Source organism: Bradyrhizobium sp. LTSP857 (assembly GCF_000938285.1).
Lineage (GTDB): Bacteria > Pseudomonadota > Alphaproteobacteria > Rhizobiales > Xanthobacteraceae > Bradyrhizobium.
The window spans coordinates 207,548-227,199 of the sequence record NZ_JYMS01000045.1 but is presented as its reverse complement, the minus strand read 5'-3'; the positions used below and the strand labels follow the sequence as shown (position 1 = coordinate 227,199).

Here is a 19,652-nt window from a genome sequence, read left to right as displayed (position 1 = left end):
GCGTCTCTCCTGTTGTCGTGCGTCGAAATTAGCCCTTGCGCCCATCCAGGCGTGCAAGGAAGTCGCGGGCGAGCGACGCGATTTCGTCGGTCGCTTCATCCAGCGCGAAATGGCCGGCTTCGAGGATATGGACCTCGGCATCCGGCACGTCGTTGCGATAGGCCATGGCGCCGGCGACGGTGAAGGACGGATCGTATTTGCCCCAGACGACCAGCGTCGGCGGTCGCGTCTTGCGCAGCCAATCCTGCCACTTCGGATAAGAGGCGACGTTGGTGCGGTAATCCAGGAATAGCGTGGTCTGAATCTCCGGCTGACCTGGACGTGTCAGAAACGCGTATTCGTCGATCCATGTATCGGGATCGTAACGCTCCGGACGGGGGCTTGTGCCGAGGTGCCGCTGCCGTGTTGCCTCGAGAGAGGTGAAGTTGGCCTTGAGCGCCTCGAGCTCGTGGGCCGGATCGGCCCAGTACTTCTTCCGCGCGATCCAGAGCGGGCTGAGGCCCTGTTCATGCGACACGGCGTTCTGGATGATGATGGCCCGGACCCGCTCCGGGTGGGACAGCGCCATCCGGAAGCCGACGGGGCCACCATAGTCTTGCATGAACAAAACGTAGTCGTTGAGGCCGAGTTTTGTCGTAAGCTCGCCGATCACGTTGGCGAGATTGTCGAAGGTGTAGCTGAAGTCCGACGGCGACGGCACGCTGCTGTTGCCGAAGCCGGGATAATCGGGCGCGATGAGATGATATTTGTCTGCAAGGAGCGGCAGCAACGGCTCCCACATTCGTGACGAGGATGGAAAGCCGTGAAGCAGCAGCACGGTCGGAGCATCCACCGGCCCGGCCTCGCGGTAGAATATCTTGAGGCCTTGGATGTCGACCGTGTGATAGCTGATCGAACGTCGGCTGGAATGCAGATCCTGGGCGGACGCGGGAAGCGCCATACTGGCCATGATTGCCGAGAGACTAAGTAAGGTTGACATATTCATGGCGCCGCGCCTTTCGTGTTTGGAGAGATGCGCCGGGGACAGCTGCGTTAGCCGGCCGCCACCATAATGGAATTGAGATTAAGGCCGCCGCTCACTTTTTCGCCGGCCCCATCACGAGTACGCTGGGCAGCTTCCGCGCGACGGACCACGTCCGTCAGTTCCGGCGTAAAGCTCTCGTCGCCGTCCTCGATATGCCCGGTCAACCGTGCGGTGATCTCTTGGAACACCCAGCTATTCCCGTCGGGATCGCTGAATGTCGCATAGGAGGCATAGCTCTTGCGCTGCGGGTTGGGTCCTGCGGCAAGCACGCCCGATCCGGCATGGTGAAATATGCCGCCGGTATCGTGGAAAGCATCGCTGACGGCGATGCCGCGGCGATCGAGCTCATTGCGCGCGGTCATGATGTCGGAAACGATCAGGTGGAGTCCCTGCACCGAGCCCGGCAAAGCCGTCGTCACGTTCTTGCCGAAGATGATCGAACATCCGGAGCCCGGCGGCGTGAACTGGATCACGCGGTAATCGTCACCCGCGTAGTCGAGATCGAGGCGCCAACCCAGATCGTCATAGAAGCGCTTGGCGCGATCGGCGTCGGCGACGGGTAGGACGATGACCTCGATATTCATCTTGACGGTGTCCGAGGCTGCCGGCTCGCGGAGTCCCGCCTCAAGGATCTCGACATCCTGATCGACCGTACCGCCGCTGATGCCGACGCCTGCAACCAGCTGGCCGTTGATTTTCAGCGGCGCACCGCCGCCCATTGAGCAAAACCGTCCACCGGCGACACCCATCATCGGGAACAGCGGCTGTCCGGGCTGCACCAGTGGCGAAAGGTCCACCGTGCGCAGTCCGACCAGCGCGGACGTATAGGCCTTCCGCTCCGACAGCTCGAGCGAGAAGGTCGGTGCGCCGTTCATGCGATGCTTCAGGATGATGTTGCCGTGAATATCGATGACGCAAACGGCGACCGGGACCTGGGCTTGAGCGGCCTGGGTTTCGATCCGCTCGGCGATCGCCTTGGTGTATGCAAGCAAGTCCATGATGTGTCCTTCCAATTGTTCTGATGAGCGAGGGAATGGTCGGTGTGTGATCAGCCGAGGCGCGGCAGATAGGATCCGATGTGATCCTCAGCGTCACCGGGACGATGGAAGCCCTGTTCGAAGAAAGCCTTGATCCTGTTCTGGGCAGCCGGTCGCGTGATCGAGGCCATGCAGGCTTCCCAGCCGGCCGCGATCTCGACGTCCGGCGGCAGACTCGCGGCGTTGACGAGCCGTTTGGTGTTCGCGATCGCCCATTTGTCGAAGGACGCGATGCGGTTCGCCAGCGCGTCGACGAAGCTGTCAAGTTCCGCATCCGGCAGCGACCTGTTCACATAGCCATAGGCCGCGGCGAGATCAGCGCCGATGTCATCCGAGCTCAGGAGCACTTCGAGGGCTCTCTGCCTGCCCATCAGGCCGGGCAGGCGCGCCATCGGTCCTCCGCCGGCGACCAGGCCGACGCCGACTTCCCATTGTGACAGGCGCGCTTTCTCGCGGCTCGCAAAGCTCATGTCGCAGGCGAGCGCAATCTCGCTTCCGTTTCCGGTCGCGCGGCCGCGGATCAGGGCGATCGATACGACCGGCATGCGGGTGATGCGGACGAGGATGTCCGGCCACGCCTCCAAACCCGTCGGTCCTTGCGACATATCAGTCAGGTCCTTGAAGTCGGCGAAGAAATCGCTGTGGTTCAGGAAAAACCCTTCGACGGCGCTATCGAAAACGATGACCTTGACCTCCTTGTCGGATTCGATCGTGGTGATGAGCTCTCGAAGCTCGCGAACCAATTGCGGGCCCATCACGTTCAGCGGCGGATTGTCGAACGTGATCCGCCAATAGGCTGCCGTGGGGCGGGTGAGCCTGATCTGCGTTGTCGTCTTCGTCGTTGCGTCCATTGGAGCCTCCAGCTCTCGGGCCGTCGTTGCGGCCGGGTTCATTCTCGCGCGTGTCATCGGTCTCCGATCGCCGATCGGCGACCGAGTTTGAGCAGTCTTCAACTTTGCTGTGGTGGAGAGGTGCTCATCGACGAGCACCTCTCAGGGCGAAACGCTCGGTCGACCGTCCCTACGCGGCCGACTTGGCCTTCTGCGCCAGCGCGGCCAGCAACGTCTGTGCGGCCGGGCCCGACGAGTGCGGATTCTGCCCGGTGATGAGCTGGCCCGCGCTGACGACGTGCACGCCCCAGTTTGCCGTTTTCGAGAAGACGGCGCCGAGCTTCAACATCTCGTCTTCGACGAGGAAAGGCACCACTTTGGTGAGGCCAACGTCTTCCTCCTCGCCGTTGGTGAAGCCGGTGACTTCCTTGCCTTGCACCAGCGGCTTGCCGTCGGGCGTCTTGACGTGACGCAGCGCACCGGTCGAATGGCACACCACCGCGATGGTCTTGCCGGCGGCGAGGAACGACTCGATCAGCTTCGCGGAGTCCTTGTCCTCGGCGAGATCCCACATCGGCCCGTGGCCACCGGGATAGAAGACGGTGTCGAAATCTTCCTGGCGCACGCTGTCGAGGCGAACGGTCTTGTCGAGTTGGGCTTCAGCAGCCGCGTCCTTCTCGAAACGGAGCGTGAGATCGGTGCGGGAATCGGGCTCGTTGCTCTTGGGGTCGAGCGGCGGGCGGCCGCCCTTCGGCGAGGCGAGCGTGATCTCGGCCCCGGAATCCTTGAAGACGAAATAGGGTGCCGCCAGCTCTTCGAGCCAGAAACCGGTCTTGCGTCCGGTGTTGCCCAACTGGTCGTGCGAGGTGATGACCATCAATACTTTCATAGCTGTCTCCCGTGATTGCGTTCGCTGGATGACGCTCTCCGTCGTGGCGGAGCGGCGCCGGCGTAAGTCTCGTTCGAGCTCGTGACGTTGTTCGCTGCTCGTGAGACGCAATCTGCACCCGGGCCGGGCTGTTAGCTCGTTATGTATTGTTAGACGGTGAGAGTGGAGGTTATTGCGAGGCTGCTCGCCTGTTAACGCCGCTACTCGAAGACGGCGTCGAAAATCTCGACGTCGATCAGCACGGGCTTCGCGATAACGGTTCCGTCAGGCCGTAGCGTCTGCGAGCGCCGGAGGGTCGGCACCACGATGCCGCTAAAATTCTCATGAGCCCACGAGTAATGCGCGACTTTCGTTCCGAGGAGATCGTGATCGGTTCGTCTCTGCAAGGCGTTCTCGTCGAAATAGAAGATTTGCTCGGGCGCAAGGGTGATGAGGCTGGACGGGAACTGCGCGCGAAGACGCCGCCAGGTCTCAGTCTGCTCCTGCCACGGCGGCAGCTCCTCCACCACGACGTCGGGATGGGCGAGCAGGAACGGGGTCGTGAGGTAGTTCCAGATCGCGACGCCGCAGAGGAAGATAAGATGCAGTTCGTCCGCCAGCGCATGCGCGCCGTTGGTGGGGAAGGCAAGGTTCGGGTTGCTCCAGGTCTGCAACACCTGGCCGTCCACACTTTCGATCGTGATCGCGTCCGGCTGGAACGCGCCGGACTGATCGCCCCCGGTGATGCCGGTGAAACGGACTGATTGTGTCCGTGTCGATCCTTCCGCCGTCACGTCCTTGAATTCGCGGGCATGTCCAGCATCGGAGAACAACGTGCCGCCAACGGAAAGGTGCAGCGTGAACCGGTTCAAACTATTCCAACGGGCCAGGCCCCCGCAGGCGTCGATCGCATCGTCAAGAAGGGCCATGTCTCGCTGCATCCACCATGAATTGCCATCACCATGGCCGGGTGGGTGCTGCTTGGCGTGTTAGAAGTTGTTAGGAGTTGCGAGAGCTTGATCTCGCGATATCTCGTTGAAGATGCTCTCAATTCAGGGCGCCGAGGAGCCCCCTGGCAGCGACCAGATCGCGGGTCGAGAGGCCTTCCTGATATTGTGCCACGAGCGGCGCGAGAAGGGTCTGCGCGTCGCCCTTTCGTCCGGCCCGCTGCCAGACGCGGGCAAGGCTCGTGGCCCCCCGCAGCTCCCAGCCGAGCGCACATTGCCGGCGCGATAGGGCCAGCGATTGCTGGAAATAGCCCTCGGCCTCCGCCGCTCTGCCGGACTCGACCAGAATGTCCCCCTTGACCCTGAGCATCTCCGGCATGTCGAAGGATTCGCCGTGATCGCCGATCTGGGCGATGGCTTCGTCGATCGTGCGCAAAGCCTCATCGAGCTCGTTCTGGGCCGCCAGACCCTCCGCGAGCGCTGTCGCAAACACCGTCGTCATGATCCGGTGCCGCGTCGCGTACAGGGTGGCCTGGCTGCGCCGGAGATGATCGATGCCGCCGGTGACGTCCCCGCGGCGGAGCAGAAGCTCACCCTTCTGACCGATGCCGACCGCGTGATAGGGGCCGAGGAAATGTCGCGCGGCATGGTCGATCAACCTGTCGATCATGCTTTCGGCGCTGGCCCAGTCGCCGACCCACAGAAAGACGTAGATGGTCCAGATCAGCGAAATGCCGAGCGTCAGGGGCTGCTCGAGCTGCTCGGCCTCCCGCACGGTATATCTGGCCGCCTCGATCGCGCGGTCAGGCCGGCCGCTGAGCCAGAGCCCACGCGCCAGCGCGACCAATGCGACAATGCGGTCGTCATAGCCGAGATGCCCGATATTCAGCCGCTGCGAGCTCGGATTTTGGACCATCGCGCTTTCGCAAAACTGGACGGCCTTGTCCTGGTTGCCGATCAGGTGATGCGCCACGCCCAGCATCCACTCGACGTTGAGTGTGCTGGTCGGGTCGTTCAGTTTCCGAGCGACGCTTTCGCCCTGTTCGCCGGTCCCGAGCGCGCCGCGAAAATCTCCGACCCGGGTCAGGTAAATGTGCAATCCGCGCAGCAGCCATAGCTGCCAGTGCAGGTCGTCCAGCTCCTCGGCCAGTTGCAGGCTTCGCGTGAACGCGGACCGGACCCCTTCGGTATTGCCCTGCGTAAACATCACGGAGACGCCGAGGGCTGCCTGCAATGTCATTTCCTTGCGGTTATCGACCGCATCGGCAGAAGCGAGCGCCTGCTGGGTCCAGCGATAGCATTCCGTGAGCAATGTCAGCTCGAGGAAGAATTGCGCCGCCGCGGCCGCCAGATCCACGCCGATGGTGCGGTCGCCGTTTTCCGAGAAGGTCCAGGTCAACGCGGCGCGCACGTTGGGCAGATGGTCGGCATAGGGCAGGAATCCGCCCGCGCTCTGCATGCCATTGGATTTGATGGAAATGTCGTGCAGGACGTCGCGGAAATACGCGGCGTGGGCACGCGCGGCGCGGGCCGCTTCGCCGCTCTCGATGAGCTTGTTTCCCGCGAAGGCGCGCGTCGTGTCGAGCAGGCGGTACCTCAATCGTCGCTCCGCAGGTGACGTCGCGATCAGGGATTTCGAGAGCAGGTTCGAGATCGCCTCGACGGCCTCCGCCTCGCTGATGCCCTGACATGAGGCGACGGCGAGCGCAGCTTCCAGCGTGAATGGCCCGACGAACACCGACAAACCGCGCAAGGTCGCGCTCTCGGCTGCCGGCAGCAGGTCGTAACTCCAGCTGAGCGCCGCGCTCAGCGTTTGGTGCCGGGGAATCGCGGTGCGGCGCCCCCGCCATAGCAGCGAGAACCGACTGTCGAGGAGCGAGGCGGTTCCGGCGATCCCGTAGGCGTTGACCCGTCCGGCGGCAAGCTCGATTGCGAGTGCAATGCCGTCCAGGCGCCGGCAGATATCGGCGACGAGCGGGGCATCCTCTTCGCTGAGTTCGAATTCGCTCAGGCTCTCGGCGATCCGCTCGACGAAAAGCTGGCTCGCCGGATAGGCAAGAATGTCGGCCATGCTGAGTCCGTCACGCTGCGGCGGACAATCCAGTGGAAACAGCCGGTACACGCGCTCGCCTTCGGTGCGAAAGGACTCGCGGCTGGTTGCGAGAATATACAGCTCGGGGGCTTCCCGCACGATGCGCTCGGCCAGGGGAGCCAGCTCGTCCACGATGTGCTCGCAGCTGTCGAACACCAGCAGCATTCGTCGGCTGCACAGGAACGTCAGCAGTCCCGGTGTCGGGTCGTCGGAATTGACGGTCAGGCCGAGTGCCGCGGCGATCGTGCCGGGAACGAGCCGCGGGTCTGTCAGTGCGCCAAAATCGACGAAGCAGACCTGGCCATCGAAGCCCGCAAGCTGACCATGCGCCACGGCGAGTGCGACCGAGGTCTTGCCGATCCCGCCAGGGCCGACGATGGTGACGAAGCGGTGCAGGGAAAGTTCGCCAGAAATCTTCTCGACGGCGTCGTCTCGCCCGATCATCTTCGCGAGCGGGGCGGGCAGGGAGCGAAGCGAGGAGACAGGCGCACTGGGCCGGTTCTCCGAAGGTGCAGCGCGGAGCAGGGGGGCGGCGAAACAATAGCCGCGGCCAGGCACATTGACGACATAGCGGGACCCTTCGCCGGGATCACCCAGGGCCTTGCGCAGGGACGTGATGTGGAAGCGCAGGCTGCCTTCGTCGACATTCACGTCGGCCCAGACCCGTCTGACCAACTCCCGCTTGTCGATGACCTCGCCGGCATGCTCGACGAGATAGACGAGGATATCGAGCGCGCGGCCGCCGAGATGAAGTGGCGCGCCATCCTTCTCCAGCAGCCGCGACTTGGGGAACAGCCGAAAGGCTCCGAAGGAAATGGCCGAATCCTGGTCGTTAGTGTCCGGCACGTGCCAATGATCCCAGCGGGAGGGCTGATGTCTGTACGTTGATCTAGCAGAACGAGGTGGCCAGTAAACTGGCCGAAAGTGGCGAAATCGCGCGGCAATCGGCTGGTCGCACAGGGACTATCCGTCACAAATTTTGCTTAAACGCGAGCAGTCTACGAAAGCGACCGGCACAACTTATCAGTGTGCCCTGAACGTCGAGATGGCAGTCCGGCCGCAAAGTTGTGATACCGCCGATCATAACAGAATCTTGCAACGTCTAACGAGCAAAACGCGCACGACGCATCCACTATGGCCTTCGAGTTTGGTCCTATGTCCAGCGGGGAGGCTAACATGTCCGATATCGGCTCCAGGGCGAACGACGATTTCGTTCAATCTCAGTATGTCGCCAGTCTTGACGTTCAGTCGCGTGATTGGGAACTGGTGCTGCGGGAATCGCATCATCGGATGAAGAACACGCTGACATTGCTGGGTGCGTCAGTCCGCCGCGATTTCACGCGGGCCGGTACCCGGGACGTGTCGGTTGCAGTAGACCGGTTCGAGCGGCGCATCGTCGCTTTCGGCAGGCTCTATCAACTCCTGTCCGACGACGACGACCTGACGATGGTCCCCGTCGAGGCCTTCTTCGAAAACCTGTGCGAAGCGCTCTCCGGGGCGGTGCTGGAGCCGGCGGGGATCCGCTGCGAGGCTGCGATAGAAAGCGGCACGCTGCCGGCATCGCAGTGTCATCGTCTCGCACTGATGCTGACGGAACTGGTTACGAATGCGGCAAAGCATGCCTTCGCGAACAGGAATGGTGCACTGATCCGTGTCGAAATGGCCCATCGCGACGGCGCCTGGCTCTGCACCGTGGCCGACAACGGTGTCGGTGCCACCGGTCCGCTTCAGGGCACCGGCAGTCGCATTCTCGAAGGCCTCGCACGCAGCATCCACGCGCGATTGCATGGCGAGGCCGGGCAGGGCGGCACGCGCGTGACCATCGTGATGCCGGCCGCCGCTTGAAGATCGTATCTGCTCGCAATCGCTAACGAGCCATAACATCCCATAACGAGCAATATTCCCCGGTCTGCGCCAAGGTGATTGTGCAGACAGCGGGATCGGCCCAAGTCCGCGCCTCACATCAGGGAGTTCGACATGGCCACACCACAAATCGACCGTGATGCCGCGGCCAAGCCTTTGGCATCGCGTGGCGTTGATCTGAAGCTCGAAGTCGTCGTCATCCCGGTGTCCGATGTCGACCGCGCCAAGGCGTTCTACACGCGCCTTGGCTGGCCCTTGGACGCCGATTTTGCCTCCGGCAGCGAATGGCGCGTGATCCAGTTCACGCCGCCGGGCTCGGCCTGTTCGGTGATTTTCGGCAAGAACGTCACGGCAGCTGCGCCGGGTTCGGCGCGGGGACTGTACCTGATCGTCTCCGACCTGGAGGCGGCGCGGAAGGATTTGCTCGAGCGCGGCATTGACGTCAGCAAGCCGTTCCACGGGGCGGGCGACGTTCACGCCGGACCGGATGAGCCGTATCTGTCCGGCAGCGTTCGGGTCAGCGGTGTTGACCCGAACCGCGGCAGCTACGGTTCGTTTGCCTCGTTCAGCGACCCCGACGGCAATGGCTGGCTGTTTCAGGAAGTGACAGCACGGCTGCCCGGGCGCATCGATGCAACCGATACGACGTTCACGTCTGCGAGCGAGCTTGCCGGCGCGTTGCGCCGCGCGGCGGCGGCGCATGGCGAGCACGAGAAGCGCACCGGTGGGCATGACGAGAATTGGCAGGCTTGGTACGCGGACTACATCGTGCGCGAGCAGGCCGGCCAGCCGCTGCCGTCCTGAGTTGCTTGACCTGGATTCGTTCGGTCGCACCGGGCGGCTCTGAGCGCGGCACGCGCATAACTCTCGCATACCTGAGTTTAGCCGATACGGCGCGTGATGATTGTTCGTCGCGCGCCGTATGGCATTTGCATCGCGCGCACCGCCATCGTCGATCGCGTCATCTGTGTGACGACGACTCGCAACGGCTAACGCAGTCTAACAATCCATAACGAGCAAATTGTCGGTGCCCGCGCCAATGTCTTGGCATGACGAACCGACGCATTGATTTCGAATTCGGTCAGCGTCACCGACCAAAGCCAGGGAGAACCAACATGACTACGCAAGCACGTGCCGACATCCTGAACCCCGACCGCCGTCAACTGCTGGGCCAGGCCGCGATGACCGCGGTTGCCGCGAGCATGGCAAGCTTGTTTCCGGCGCATCCGGTGAAAGCTGCCGCTGGCGGCGAGATCCGACCGTTCCGCGTCAGTGTGCCGGAGGAGGATCTGCTTGACCTGCGCCGCCGCCTCGCTGCGACACGTTGGCCGGATCGCGAGATCGTTGCCGACCAGTCGCAGGGCGTGCAGCTGACGACAGTCCAGCAGCTCGTGCGCTACTGGCAGAGCGACTATGACTGGCGCAAGGTGGAAGCTCGGCTCAACGCGTTGCCGCAATTCGTCACCGAGATCGACGGCGTCGACATCCACTTCATCCACGTGCGTTCCAAGCACGAGAACGCGCTGCCGATGATCGTCACGCATGGCTGGCCCGGCTCGATCATCGAGCAGATCAAGATCGTCGGCCCGCTGACCGATCCAACCGCGCATGGCGCGAAGATTGCTGACGCCTTCGACCTCGTGATTCCCTCGCTCCCCGGTTACGGCTTCTCCGGTAAGCCGACCGAGCTCGGCTGGGATCCGCAGCGTGTTGCGCGCGCCTGGGTCGTGCTGATGAAACGGCTTGGCTACAACCGCTACGTCGCCCAGGGCGGCGATTGGGGCAATGCTATTACGGAACAAATGGCGCTGCTCGCGCCGCCGGAGCTGCTCGGCATCCATACCAACATGCCCGCCACCGTTCCCGACGACATCGCCAAGGCGCTTCAGCCCGGCGGGTCGCGGCCGTCAAACCTCTCGGCCGACGAGCGCACCGCCTACGACCAGCTCGACGACTTCTACAAGCACGGCCTTGGCTATGCGATCGAGATGTCGAACCGCCCGCAGACGCTCTATGGGCTGGTGGATTCGCCGGCGGGCCTGGCGTCCTGGATGCTCGATCACGATGCGCGCAGCACCGCGATGATTGCGCGGGTGTTCGACGGCAAGACGGAAGGACTTTCGCGGGACGATGTCATCGACAACATCACGCTCTATTGGCTGACCAACACGGCGGTGTCATCGGCGCGGCTGTACTGGGAGAACAAGCTGGCGTTCTTCGAGCCCAAGCACATCAAGATCCCGGTCGCCGTCAGTGTCTTTCCGGACGAGATCTATGCGGCGCCGCGCAGCTGGGCCGAGAAGGCCTATCCCAAGCTGATGCACTACAGTCGCCTCGACAAGGGCGGGCACTTCGCAGCCTGGGAGCAGCCCGCGCTGTTCTGCTCCGAAATGCGCACCGCGTTCCGCCCGCTGCGTCAGTCGATCTGAAATCAGCAGGGACGCGCGTCCTAGTGCGCGCGTCCCGCCCTTGCACACATATCAGGATTTCAATCATGAACCGCCCCGAACGCACCTTCACCGCCGAAGATATCCGCCTTGAGCGGAGGCTGCCGTCATACTGGCGTGTCACCTTCGACATGCCGCCGGTGAATATCTTTGGCCCGAGGCATCTGCCGCTGCTCAACAATATCATCACCGCGATCGAGACCGATCCGCAGGTGAAGGTCGTGGTGTTCGATAGCGCCGTCGAAGGCTTCTTTATCACGCATTACGACTTCCTTGCGCCGCTGGAGGACTCGCTGAGTGTCCCGCCCGGGCCGACCGGCCTCCAGGCGCTGCCCGACATGCTGGTACGTCTGAGCCGAGCACCGGCTGTGTCGATTGCCTCGATCCGGGGCCGTGCGACCGGCGTCGGCAGTGAGCTCGCGCTCGCAAGCGATATGCGCTTCGCCAGCCGAGAGAAGGCGATCCTGTCGCAATGGGAAGTTGGCGCGGGCCTCGTCCCCGGCGGCGGGCCGATGGCGAGGCTGCCGCGGCTGATGGGCCGCGGCCGTGCGCTCGAAGTGTTGCTGAGTGCCGACGACATTCACGGCGATCTTGCCGAGCGCTACGGCTACGTCAACCGGTCGTTGCCGGATGCCGAGCTCGATGGCTTCGTCGAGGCGCTCGCGATGCGTATTGCGTCCTTCGACAAGGATGCGATTGCCGAGACCAAGCGTCTCGTCGATGTCGCAAGCCTGCCGCCGGATGTGGAAATCAAGCCGGAGTGGGACGCATTTCTGGCCTCGCTTGGCCGTCCCGCGAGCCAAGCCCGCATCAAAGCGCTCATGGCGCGTGGTTTTCACCGCGCCGGCGACGTCGAGAACCGGCTGGGCTTCCACGTCGGACAGATCGGGAGCTGACGGAACCGCGGCGGCGCTCGACCGGTTGGAATGGCGGCAGGCGGTCGTGCCAATGTCGCCTTCCTCCGGTACGGAGCGCCGGTACTGAAATCAAACAAGGAGAATTGAGATGATCCGCAAGGCAAAAGCAGTCTGGAAGGGCACCGGTCGCGACGGCACCGGCCATATTTCAAGCGAATCCGGCGTGCTCGCTGAGACGCCCTATTCGTTCAAGACCCGCTTCGAGAACGAGAAGGGCACCAATCCCGAGGAGTTGATCGCAGCGGCCCATGCCGGCTGCTTCACAATGGCGCTGGCTTTCGGCCTTCAGCTCGCCGGCTTCACGCCGGACGAGCTCTCGACGGAAGCGGCGGTCACGCTCGAGCCGGAAGGCAAAGGCTTCAAGATCAGCAAGTCGGCGCTGACGTTGCGTGCCAAGGTGCCGAACCTCGACGACGCAGGTTTCGCCAAGATCGCCGGCGAGGCCGAGAAGAACTGTCCGGTGTCGAAGGTGCTCAACGCCGCGATCACGCTGGACGCCAAGTTGACCTAACCCCACACAGGGAGCTTCGCCATGTCTGGTCAAGATCTGTCCCGTCAAGATCCGCCTCGCCAACATCAGCCGGATGAAGACAGGTTCCGGGCGATCCTGCCCGAGGACATCGCGTGGCAGCCGTTTCCCGCGTTCCCGGCGGGCGCACGGCTGGCCGTCATGGTCGGCCATCCCACCGAACCCGGACCATACGTGGTCCGGGTGAAGGTGCCTGGCGGCACGAAGCTGATGCCGCACAAGCATCCGGAGGACCGGATCTACACGGTCATGTCGGGTGTGTTCTATATCGGGCTCGGCGAGAATTTTGACGGCGACAAGGTCAAGGCCTATCCGCCGGGCAGCGTCATCGTGCTGCCTGGCGAGACCTGGCATTTTCACTGGGCGAAGTCCGGCGAATACGTCACCCAGGTTTCCGCCATCGGGCCATTGGGCCTAGAGTATCACGACGACCATGACGACCCGCGTCTGCATGCAACGACGCAATGAGGCCTCGGACATCTCGACGGAATGAATGGAGCATCGAATGACGACAGAGCGCGCAGTTTTGGCTGGAGGCTGCTTCTGGGGCATGCAAGACCTCATCCGCAGGCAACCGGGCGTGATCTCCACCCGCGTCGGCTACACCGGCGGTGCGGTGAAGAATGCCACCTATCGCAATCATGATGGCCACGCGGAAGCGATTGAGATCGTCTTCGACCCCGCGAAGACCAGCTTCCGGACCATGCTGGAGTTCTTCTTCCAGATCCACGATCCCACCACGCTCGACCGTCAGGGCAATGATTGGGGCACGAGCTACCGCTCGGCGATCTTCACGACGAGCGATGAGCAGAAGCGGATTGCAGAGGACACTATTGCCGACGTCGAGGCATCGGGCCTGTGGCCCGGCAAGGTGGTGACCGAGGTGGCGCCCGCTGGCGACTTCTGGGAAGCCGAGCCCGAGCATCAGGATTATCTCGAGCGCTATCCGGACGGCTACACCTGCCACTTCATCCGGCCCGATTGGAAGCTGCCGCGGCGCGCGACCGCGCTTCAATAATCGCGAGAGCATCATGGAAGACCCGACGCTGGATCGTCTACCAGACGACAGCGATCCCTGAGTCACGCTTGAAAGTCACGAGGAGGATACCATGGCGAATGTTTCCTATGTCTCCGAACAACTGGCGAAGATTGGCAACGAATTTCACAAGGGAGAACGTCCATGAAGCCGCGCATGAACTTCTACGAGTCTGTTCCCGAGGCCGTCAAAGCGCTGAGCGTGCCTGGGAAGCGGACCACGACAATTGATTCAATCACTGCCCTGATGAGATCGATAGGAGGAGGTTCCTGGGTGATCCTCGCCACGTTGCTCATATTGCTCGTCGGCGCGATCGTCCTTTCCTACCTGGGCTGGACGAGCGCGGTCGGCACAGACGTTCCAGCCTCGGGCTATGTTGCCCTCGTACTCGGCGTGATCGCTTCCCTTGCTGTCGGCTTCGGGTTGATGGCGCTGGTCTTTTACAGCAGCCGTGCCGGGTATGATGAGCCGGCAAGACTGGTGCAGAAGGACGACGACACCTCCACCGATCCACGGGCGTAGTGCCCGCGCCGCATTATCGCTTCCGGAGATCAGGCATGGCCAAGGGATATTGGATCACCTTCTATCGCTCCATTTCGGATCCGGCTGCACTGGCGGCCTATGCGAAGCTTGCCGGTCCCGCCATCACGGCCGGTGGCGGCCGTTTCTTGGCTCGCGGCAATGCCGTGAGAGCCTATGAGCAGGGCGTCGCGCAGCGTGCCACTGTGACCGAGTTCGACAGTGTCGAACTGGCGGTTGCGGCTCACGACAGCCCCGCCTATCGGGAGGCGCTCAGAGTGCTGGGCAGTGCCTGCGAGCGGGACGTGCGCATCGTCGCAGGATCGGACTAAGTCGCCAAGGTGGCGAGCGGCGAACACGACAATGGAGTATCAGCATGACCGCCTCCGATAGACTTCGTTATACGAGGATTCGAACCCATGGATCGGGGACGATTCCCGCTGTGGGATTTGGCACGCTCATTCCGGATCCGCTCGTGACCAGGCAGGCCACCAAGGCTGCATTGGAGGCGGGATTTCGACATCTCGATTGTGCGGAGCGCTACCGCAACGAGGAGGCCGTCGGCGATGCGCTGCAAGAGGCGTTCAAGGCCGGGAGTCTTCAGCGCCAGGACCTGTTCGTCACGACGAAGCTATGGAACACCAATCATCGGCCGGAGCGGGTCAAGCCTGCCTTCGACGCCAGTCGCCGGCGGCTGCAACTCGACGATATCGACTGCTACATCATCCATACGCCCTTTGCCTTTCAACCCGGCGACGAGCAGGACCCGCGGGATGGAAGTGGCCACGTGATCTATGATTCAGGCGTGACGTTGGCGGAGACATGGGGCGCGCTGGAGCGCCTCGTCGACGAGGGGCACTGCAAGTCGATCGGCCTGTCGGACATTACCTTGGAGAAGCTGCGCGAGATCGTTGCGGTCGCGCGGATCAGGCCGGCCATGGTGCAGGTCGAATCGCATCCATATCTTCCCGAATGGGAGCTGCTCGACTTCTGTCGCGAGCATGGAATTGTCTTGCAGGCGTTTGCAGCACTGGGACACGCCATGAAGCCGAACCTCCTGACCGACCCGGTGATCACCGCCATTGCGGAGCGCCTGCACAAGACGCCGGCGCAGATTGCGCTGGCCTGGGCCGTCCAGCGCGGCACGGCTTTCCTGACGACGTCGACCAATCCTCGGCGTATCCAGGAAAACTTCGATATCTCGGCCTTGCCCGAAGACGCCATGCGGGAGATGCAGGACCAGATCACGACGAACATCAGGTTCAACACAGTGGTCGAGACCGGCGTTCCCGGGTTTATTCCTCGCGCCGGATGAACCGAGCGGCGTGGAGCCAGTACCGGGACGGGGAACGCCGGCTACTCGGCCCTCGCGCCGGAGATCTTCACGACCTTCCCCCATTTCTCGGTCTCATCGACGATGAGCCTGCGGAAGTCGGCCGGCGATCCCACCAGCGCCGTCCCGCCCATGTTGGCGAGTTGAGCCTTGAGGCCCGGCTCCGTGATCGCAGCGTTGATCTCCCGATTCAGCGTGTCGACGATTTCGGCGGGCGTGTTTGCCGGCGCGCCGACGCCGTACCATGCGCTTGCCTCATAGCCCGGAACGAAGTCGTTCAGTGTTGGGAGATCAGGCAAAAGGTCCGCTCGCGATGTGGTCGTCACCGCGAGCGGCCGGATCTGTCCGGATTGGATATAGCCGATCGAGACCGGCGTCGTATCGAAGATGACCTGGGTCTGCCCGGCGATGAGGCCGATAAGCGCGGGCGCCGTTCCGCGGTAGGGGACGTGGACGAGATCGACACCCGTCATCATCTTGAATAACTCGCCGGCGACCTGTTGCGGGCTGCCGATGCCGGCCGACGCCATGTTGAGCTTGCCGGGATTGTCCTTCGCATAGGTGATGAATTCCGGCACCGTTCGCACCGGGACGGACGGATTGACCTCCAGCACCATGGGCACGCGGATCAGGCTCGCGACGGGCGCGATGTCGCCGACGAAACTGAAGCTGAGACGTTCGTAGAGCGTGGTGTTGATCGCATTGTTCACGCCGATGAGAAGGAGCGTATGGCCGTCGGGCTCGGCTCTCACGACAGTCTCGACGCCGGGATTACCGCCGGCGCCCGGCCTGTTCTCGACAATGACGGGTTGCTTCAAGCGCTCTGATAGGGATTGTCCGATCAGCCGCGCGAGGATGTCGGTCGGTCCGCCCGGCGGGAAGCCGACGACGATGCGCAAGGGGTGCGTTGGATAATTCAGGGCACGCGCGATGCGGGGGAGGGTTGGAACTACGGCGGTTGTGGCAGCGAGCTGAAGAAATCTTCGTCGTGGCTGCTTCATGTACGTCCCAAACAATCGTCGAGCGGCGTTGCTGGCGAATGAAGGCATGCTTTTAGCGGATTGGCCGGCAGCGAGCGAGGAATGGCTTGAGCGGTCTCTTCAAAACTTGGGGAGATGGTCGGTCGTTTTGCTGTCCGGATGTCATCAACCATAAGGTGTTGCTGTGAGGGGTATCACGCTAACGGCCGCCGGTGGCGCGGATACGCCTGCTCTTGGAGCTTCCCCCCCGGCTGGTTGCCCGCGCGAATGGCGATCTGCTATGTTCGGAACCTGCGGCCGCGCTCTGAATGCGCGGATGGGTCAGCGCGCTGAACAAGAACACGACGCCGATGAAGACGCCGGTAGCGCTACGCAAGGAGACCCTGTCGTTCGGTCCATTTCGCGTGGTCGCAAGCGAAAGGCGGCTGACGAAGGACGGCGTGCCAGCGGAGCTGGGTGCGCGGGCTTTTGATATCTTGATTGCACTGCTCTCGCGTCCCGGCGAGGTCATCGGCAAGAGGGAGCTGATTGCGCAGGTCTGGCCGGGCATCACGGTCGAAGAGGTCAGCCTGCGGTTTCACGTCGCCAATCTGCGCAGGGCGCTTGGCGACGGGCGGGACGGCGTCCGCTACATCGCGACGTCGCCTGGGCAGGGCTATAGCTTCATCGCGCCAGTTTTGCGCTCGATCGCGCAGGAGCCTCCGCCCGAGATTCCGGCATCCGCCTTTCAGCACGGCAATCTCCCGGGCCGACTGACCCGGATGATCGACCGGGAGGATGACCTTCAAAGGCTTGGGGTGCTTATGGAGCGGGAGCGTTTCGTCACCGTCGTCGGCTCCGGAGGCGTCGGCAAGACCACGGTCGCGATCGTGGTCGGGCATCAATTGACGGATCGCTTTGCCGGCGCGGTGCTGTTCGTCGATCTCAGCATGCTCAGCGATTCCGATCTGGTGGCAACGGTCATTGCCTCGCTGCTCGGACTGTCCGTGCAATCGCATGACGCGACGTCGAGCCTGATTGCGTATTTGCGAGATAAGCAAATCCTCCTGATCCTTGATACCTGCGAGCACCTGATCGAGACCGTAGCTGTGCTCGCCTCGATGATCTTAGTGGCCGCACCACGGACCCACATCCTGGCAACCAGTCGCGAGACGCTTCAGGCTGAGGGTGAGCATGTCTACCGGCTGGAGCCGCTCGAATGTCCTCCGGACGGTGAATTGCTGACAGCGGAGGTCGCCAAGACCTTTCCGGCCATGCAACTATTCCTCGATCGTGCGCTGGCCAGCGGCGCGCAGCTCGACTTTACCGACGCGGAGGCGGCGATCGTCGCAGCGATGTGCCGCAAGCTTGACGGCGTAGCCCTCGCCATCGAGCTCGCCGCGCGGCGCATCGAGACCTATGGCGTGCACCAGACGGCGGCGTTGCTCGAGCAGCGCCTGACGCTCTCATGGAGGGGGGCCCGCGGTGCGCCGGCGCGCCAGAAGACTCTCCAGGCGACGATCGACTGGAGCTACAGGCTGCTCTCGGAGGTCGAGCGGGTCGTGCTGCGCAGGCTCGCCGTCTTCGTCGGAATTTTCACCATCGACGCGGCGCTTGCGGTTGCCACGACCGCAAGCGTCGATCGTTCGCTCGTCCTTGGCGCCATCGACGGCTTGGTCGCGAAATCCATGATCGCAGTCCGGCCTGCCGGAACGCTGATGCGCTATCAGCTTCTGGACACGACGCGCGCCTACGCCAGGGAGAACATCGTCGACGACTCCGATTTCGCCGAACTTGCCACTCGCCACGCCGTTTACTACCGGCAATGGCTGGAGACGAGGGGGCTCGAATGGTCGATCCTTGCGACGGCCGCAGAAAGGGCGCCCCATTTCATCGCACTCAACAACGTTCGCTCGGCGCTCGAATGGTGCTTTGGCTCCGGGGGCGATATCGACCTCGGTGTGAAGCTGGCCGCGGCGGCCGCGCCAGTGTTCTGGGCGATGTCGTTGCTCCCCGAATGCCATCGCTGGTCCCTTCGCGCCATTCAGGCCCTTGATGAGACGAGCAAGGGAGGTCGCGAGGAGATGCACCTTCAGGCCGGCCTTGCGACGTCGTTCATGAATATCGACGGGAAGACCGACGACGCCAAGGCCGCCTTTCACAGAAGTCTCACCATTGCCGAAGAACTCGGTGAGAGCCTCGTGCAAATGGGGCTGCTTGGAATATTGCATGTGCTTCACGTGCGCGCCGGAGATTTCAAGGCCGCGTTTCAATATGCACGGCGTGCCTCGGCCGTTGCCACCCGGACCGATGACGCGACCGCCAAGGCATTTGCACACAGCATGATGGGGCGAGCATTTCTGTTCGAAGGCGATGTCGCCAATGCGCGCCTCGAGCTGGAGGCGGCGCTCAAGCATCAGCCGAATCCCGCACAGGTCAGTACCGTCTATCTGGCTGCCGACCGGCACTACCGACCGGGGATCCAACTTGCGCGAACGCTTTGGCTACAAGGCTATCCGTCGCAGGCGGTGGAGCGGGTGCATCATACACTCAAGGAGGTGATCGACCACCCGGTCGCGCTGACCGGCGCCTTGACCTTTGCGATCGGTGTATTTTTCTGGACCGGTGATCTTGTGAACGCCGAAACCCATATCGACTGGTTCCTGTCCCATGCCGAGGCTCATTCGCTCGGGCCCAATGCCGCAGCTGGATGGGGCCTGAAGGCCCAATTGGCCATCTATCAGGGTAACGCAAAAAGCGGGGTCGAGGCACTTCGCGGTTACATGGAGAGGATCCATGCCGCGCGTCACGGCCTGATTGTCACGGAGTTCAACATTTCGCTCGCGCGCGGCCTGATGGCCATCGGTCAGCTCACCGAGGCGATGTCGCTGATCGAGCAGACGATCGATCGGGTGGACTCCGCCGGCGATACTTTTCCCAAGCCCGAGCTGTTGCGCCTGAAGGGGCAAGTCCATCTCGCGAAGCCGGAGCCTGACGCGGCTGCCGCAGAATCCTGCTTTCTGCAATCGCTCGAGCTGAGCCGGCGCCAGGCCACCCTGTCATGGGAGCTGCGGACCACCATTGACCTCGCCGAACTGTTCGTCGGCCGGGGGCAGCCGGAGCGCGGCCGCAGGCTTCTCGAACCCGTGTTCCTGCGCTTCACCGAAGGGTTTGAGACCGCCGATCTCAGGGCTGCCGAACGTCTGCTGGCGACGTTGCGCTGACGCTTGGATCAGGCCGCTTGGGTCAAC

At 63.0% G+C, this 19,652-nt stretch carries 18 protein-coding genes; 11 read left to right on the top strand and 7 right to left on the bottom strand.

Translation table 11 applies throughout. The features are described from left to right. Positions 1-28: 28 nt before the first annotated feature. From UP06_RS28990 to UP06_RS28965, 6 genes are all read right to left on the bottom strand, one after another. Complete coding sequence (locus tag UP06_RS28990; protein WP_502691614.1) at positions 29-979, bottom strand: alpha/beta fold hydrolase; 951 nt, start codon at positions 977-979, stop codon at positions 29-31. 53 nt (positions 980-1,032) lie between these two features. Continuing rightward, positions 1,033-2,022 carry a heme-binding protein gene (locus tag UP06_RS42600; RefSeq protein WP_063778875.1) on the bottom strand — a complete coding sequence of 330 codons (990 nt, stop codon included), beginning with the start codon at positions 2,020-2,022 and terminating at the stop codon, positions 1,033-1,035. A 50-nt stretch (positions 2,023-2,072) separates the two neighbouring features. Next, positions 2,073-2,912: an enoyl-CoA hydratase/isomerase family protein gene (locus tag UP06_RS28980; protein ID WP_045007081.1), complete on the bottom strand. Its 840-nt coding sequence runs from the start codon at positions 2,910-2,912 to the stop codon at positions 2,073-2,075. A gap of 169 nt (positions 2,913-3,081) precedes the next feature. After that, complete coding sequence (locus UP06_RS28975; RefSeq protein WP_045007080.1) at positions 3,082-3,780, bottom strand: type 1 glutamine amidotransferase domain-containing protein; 699 nt, start codon at positions 3,778-3,780, stop codon at positions 3,082-3,084. Positions 3,781-3,980: 200 nt separating this feature from the next. Continuing rightward, entirely contained in the window at positions 3,981-4,688 is a 708-nt protein-coding gene (locus tag UP06_RS28970; RefSeq protein WP_045007079.1) for a hypothetical protein, read from the bottom strand. Positions 4,689-4,806: 118 nt separating this feature from the next. Then, a complete protein-coding gene (locus UP06_RS28965; RefSeq protein ID WP_045007078.1) occupies positions 4,807-7,644 on the bottom strand; it encodes an ATP-binding protein in 2,838 nt (945 codons plus the stop codon). Positions 7,645-7,974: 330 nt separating this feature from the next. Here UP06_RS28965 and UP06_RS28960 point away from each other — a divergent pair, with 330 nt between their 5' ends. The 10 genes from UP06_RS28960 to UP06_RS28915 all read left to right on the top strand — a co-directional run bounded on the left by UP06_RS28960 (position 7,975) and on the right by UP06_RS28915 (position 15,424). Then, a complete protein-coding gene (locus tag UP06_RS28960; RefSeq protein WP_045007077.1) occupies positions 7,975-8,643 on the top strand; it encodes a sensor histidine kinase in 669 nt (222 codons plus the stop codon). A gap of 132 nt (positions 8,644-8,775) precedes the next feature. Further along, positions 8,776-9,465: a VOC family protein gene (locus UP06_RS28955; protein ID WP_045007076.1), complete on the top strand. Its 690-nt coding sequence runs from the start codon at positions 8,776-8,778 to the stop codon at positions 9,463-9,465. Between the two features lie 311 nt (positions 9,466-9,776). Further along, on the top strand, positions 9,777-11,090 hold the full coding sequence (locus UP06_RS28950; RefSeq protein WP_045007075.1) for an epoxide hydrolase family protein: 1,314 nt from the start codon (positions 9,777-9,779) through the stop codon (positions 11,088-11,090). A 65-nt stretch (positions 11,091-11,155) separates the two neighbouring features. After that, positions 11,156-12,004, top strand: a complete 849-nt coding sequence (locus UP06_RS28945; RefSeq protein WP_045007074.1) for an enoyl-CoA hydratase/isomerase family protein — start codon at positions 11,156-11,158, stop codon at positions 12,002-12,004. Positions 12,005-12,113: 109 nt separating this feature from the next. Beyond that, entirely contained in the window at positions 12,114-12,536 is a 423-nt protein-coding gene (locus UP06_RS28940; RefSeq protein ID WP_045007073.1) for an OsmC family protein, read from the top strand. A gap of 21 nt (positions 12,537-12,557) precedes the next feature. Beyond that, positions 12,558-13,022, top strand: a complete 465-nt coding sequence (locus tag UP06_RS28935) for a cupin domain-containing protein (RefSeq protein ID WP_045007072.1) — start codon at positions 12,558-12,560, stop codon at positions 13,020-13,022. A 37-nt stretch (positions 13,023-13,059) separates the two neighbouring features. Next, complete coding sequence (gene msrA / locus UP06_RS28930) at positions 13,060-13,572, top strand: peptide-methionine (S)-S-oxide reductase MsrA (protein ID WP_045007071.1); 513 nt, start codon at positions 13,060-13,062, stop codon at positions 13,570-13,572. 162 nt (positions 13,573-13,734) lie between these two features. Further along, entirely contained in the window at positions 13,735-14,112 is a 378-nt protein-coding gene (locus UP06_RS28925) for a hypothetical protein (protein ID WP_245305573.1), read from the top strand. Positions 14,113-14,147: 35 nt separating this feature from the next. Then, a complete protein-coding gene (locus UP06_RS28920) occupies positions 14,148-14,441 on the top strand; it encodes a DUF1330 domain-containing protein (protein WP_045007070.1) in 294 nt (97 codons plus the stop codon). Between the two features lie 44 nt (positions 14,442-14,485). Beyond that, the gene (locus UP06_RS28915; protein ID WP_045007069.1) at positions 14,486-15,424 is read left to right on the top strand and encodes an aldo/keto reductase; all 939 of its coding nucleotides are present in this window, start codon (positions 14,486-14,488) and stop codon (positions 15,422-15,424) included. 41 nt (positions 15,425-15,465) lie between these two features. Here UP06_RS28915 and UP06_RS28910 read toward each other — a convergent pair whose 3' ends face one another. Then, positions 15,466-16,341: a Bug family tripartite tricarboxylate transporter substrate binding protein gene (locus tag UP06_RS28910; protein ID WP_245305572.1), complete on the bottom strand. Its 876-nt coding sequence runs from the start codon at positions 16,339-16,341 to the stop codon at positions 15,466-15,468. A gap of 389 nt (positions 16,342-16,730) precedes the next feature. Between UP06_RS28910 and UP06_RS28905 the strand changes: the two genes are divergently transcribed. Continuing rightward, positions 16,731-19,625 (top strand): ATP-binding protein, encoded by a 2,895-nt coding sequence (locus UP06_RS28905; RefSeq protein ID WP_349509947.1) that lies wholly within the window; start codon positions 16,731-16,733, stop codon positions 19,623-19,625. Positions 19,626-19,652 lie beyond the last annotated feature (27 nt).

Excerpts from the sequence above, each read along its gene's own strand:
- UP06_RS42600 (WP_063778875.1), bottom strand. The coding sequence starts at position 2,022 with ATGGACTTGCTTGCATACACCAAGGCGATCGCCGAGCGGATCGAAACC.
- UP06_RS28905 (WP_349509947.1), top strand. The coding sequence starts at position 16,731 with ATGCGCGGATGGGTCAGCGCGCTGAACAAGAACACGACGCCGATGAAG.
- UP06_RS28960 (WP_045007077.1), top strand. The coding sequence starts at position 7,975 with ATGTCCGATATCGGCTCCAGGGCGAACGACGATTTCGTTCAATCTCAG.
- UP06_RS28975 (WP_045007080.1), bottom strand. The coding sequence starts at position 3,780 with ATGAAAGTATTGATGGTCATCACCTCGCACGACCAGTTGGGCAACACC.
- msrA (WP_045007071.1), top strand. The coding sequence starts at position 13,060 with ATGACGACAGAGCGCGCAGTTTTGGCTGGAGGCTGCTTCTGGGGCATG.
- UP06_RS28950 (WP_045007075.1), top strand. The coding sequence starts at position 9,777 with ATGACTACGCAAGCACGTGCCGACATCCTGAACCCCGACCGCCGTCAA.
- UP06_RS28935 (WP_045007072.1), top strand. The coding sequence starts at position 12,558 with ATGTCTGGTCAAGATCTGTCCCGTCAAGATCCGCCTCGCCAACATCAG.
- UP06_RS28955 (WP_045007076.1), top strand. The coding sequence starts at position 8,776 with ATGGCCACACCACAAATCGACCGTGATGCCGCGGCCAAGCCTTTGGCA.
- UP06_RS28940 (WP_045007073.1), top strand. The coding sequence starts at position 12,114 with ATGATCCGCAAGGCAAAAGCAGTCTGGAAGGGCACCGGTCGCGACGGC.
- UP06_RS28970 (WP_045007079.1), bottom strand. The coding sequence starts at position 4,688 with ATGGCCCTTCTTGACGATGCGATCGACGCCTGCGGGGGCCTGGCCCGT.
- UP06_RS28990 (WP_502691614.1), bottom strand. The coding sequence starts at position 979 with ATGTCAACCTTACTTAGTCTCTCGGCAATCATGGCCAGTATGGCGCTT.
- UP06_RS28980 (WP_045007081.1), bottom strand. The coding sequence starts at position 2,912 with ATGGACGCAACGACGAAGACGACAACGCAGATCAGGCTCACCCGCCCC.
- UP06_RS28920 (WP_045007070.1), top strand. The coding sequence starts at position 14,148 with ATGGCCAAGGGATATTGGATCACCTTCTATCGCTCCATTTCGGATCCG.
- UP06_RS28945 (WP_045007074.1), top strand. The coding sequence starts at position 11,156 with ATGAACCGCCCCGAACGCACCTTCACCGCCGAAGATATCCGCCTTGAG.
- UP06_RS28925 (WP_245305573.1), top strand. The coding sequence starts at position 13,735 with ATGAAGCCGCGCATGAACTTCTACGAGTCTGTTCCCGAGGCCGTCAAA.
- UP06_RS28915 (WP_045007069.1), top strand. The coding sequence starts at position 14,486 with ATGACCGCCTCCGATAGACTTCGTTATACGAGGATTCGAACCCATGGA.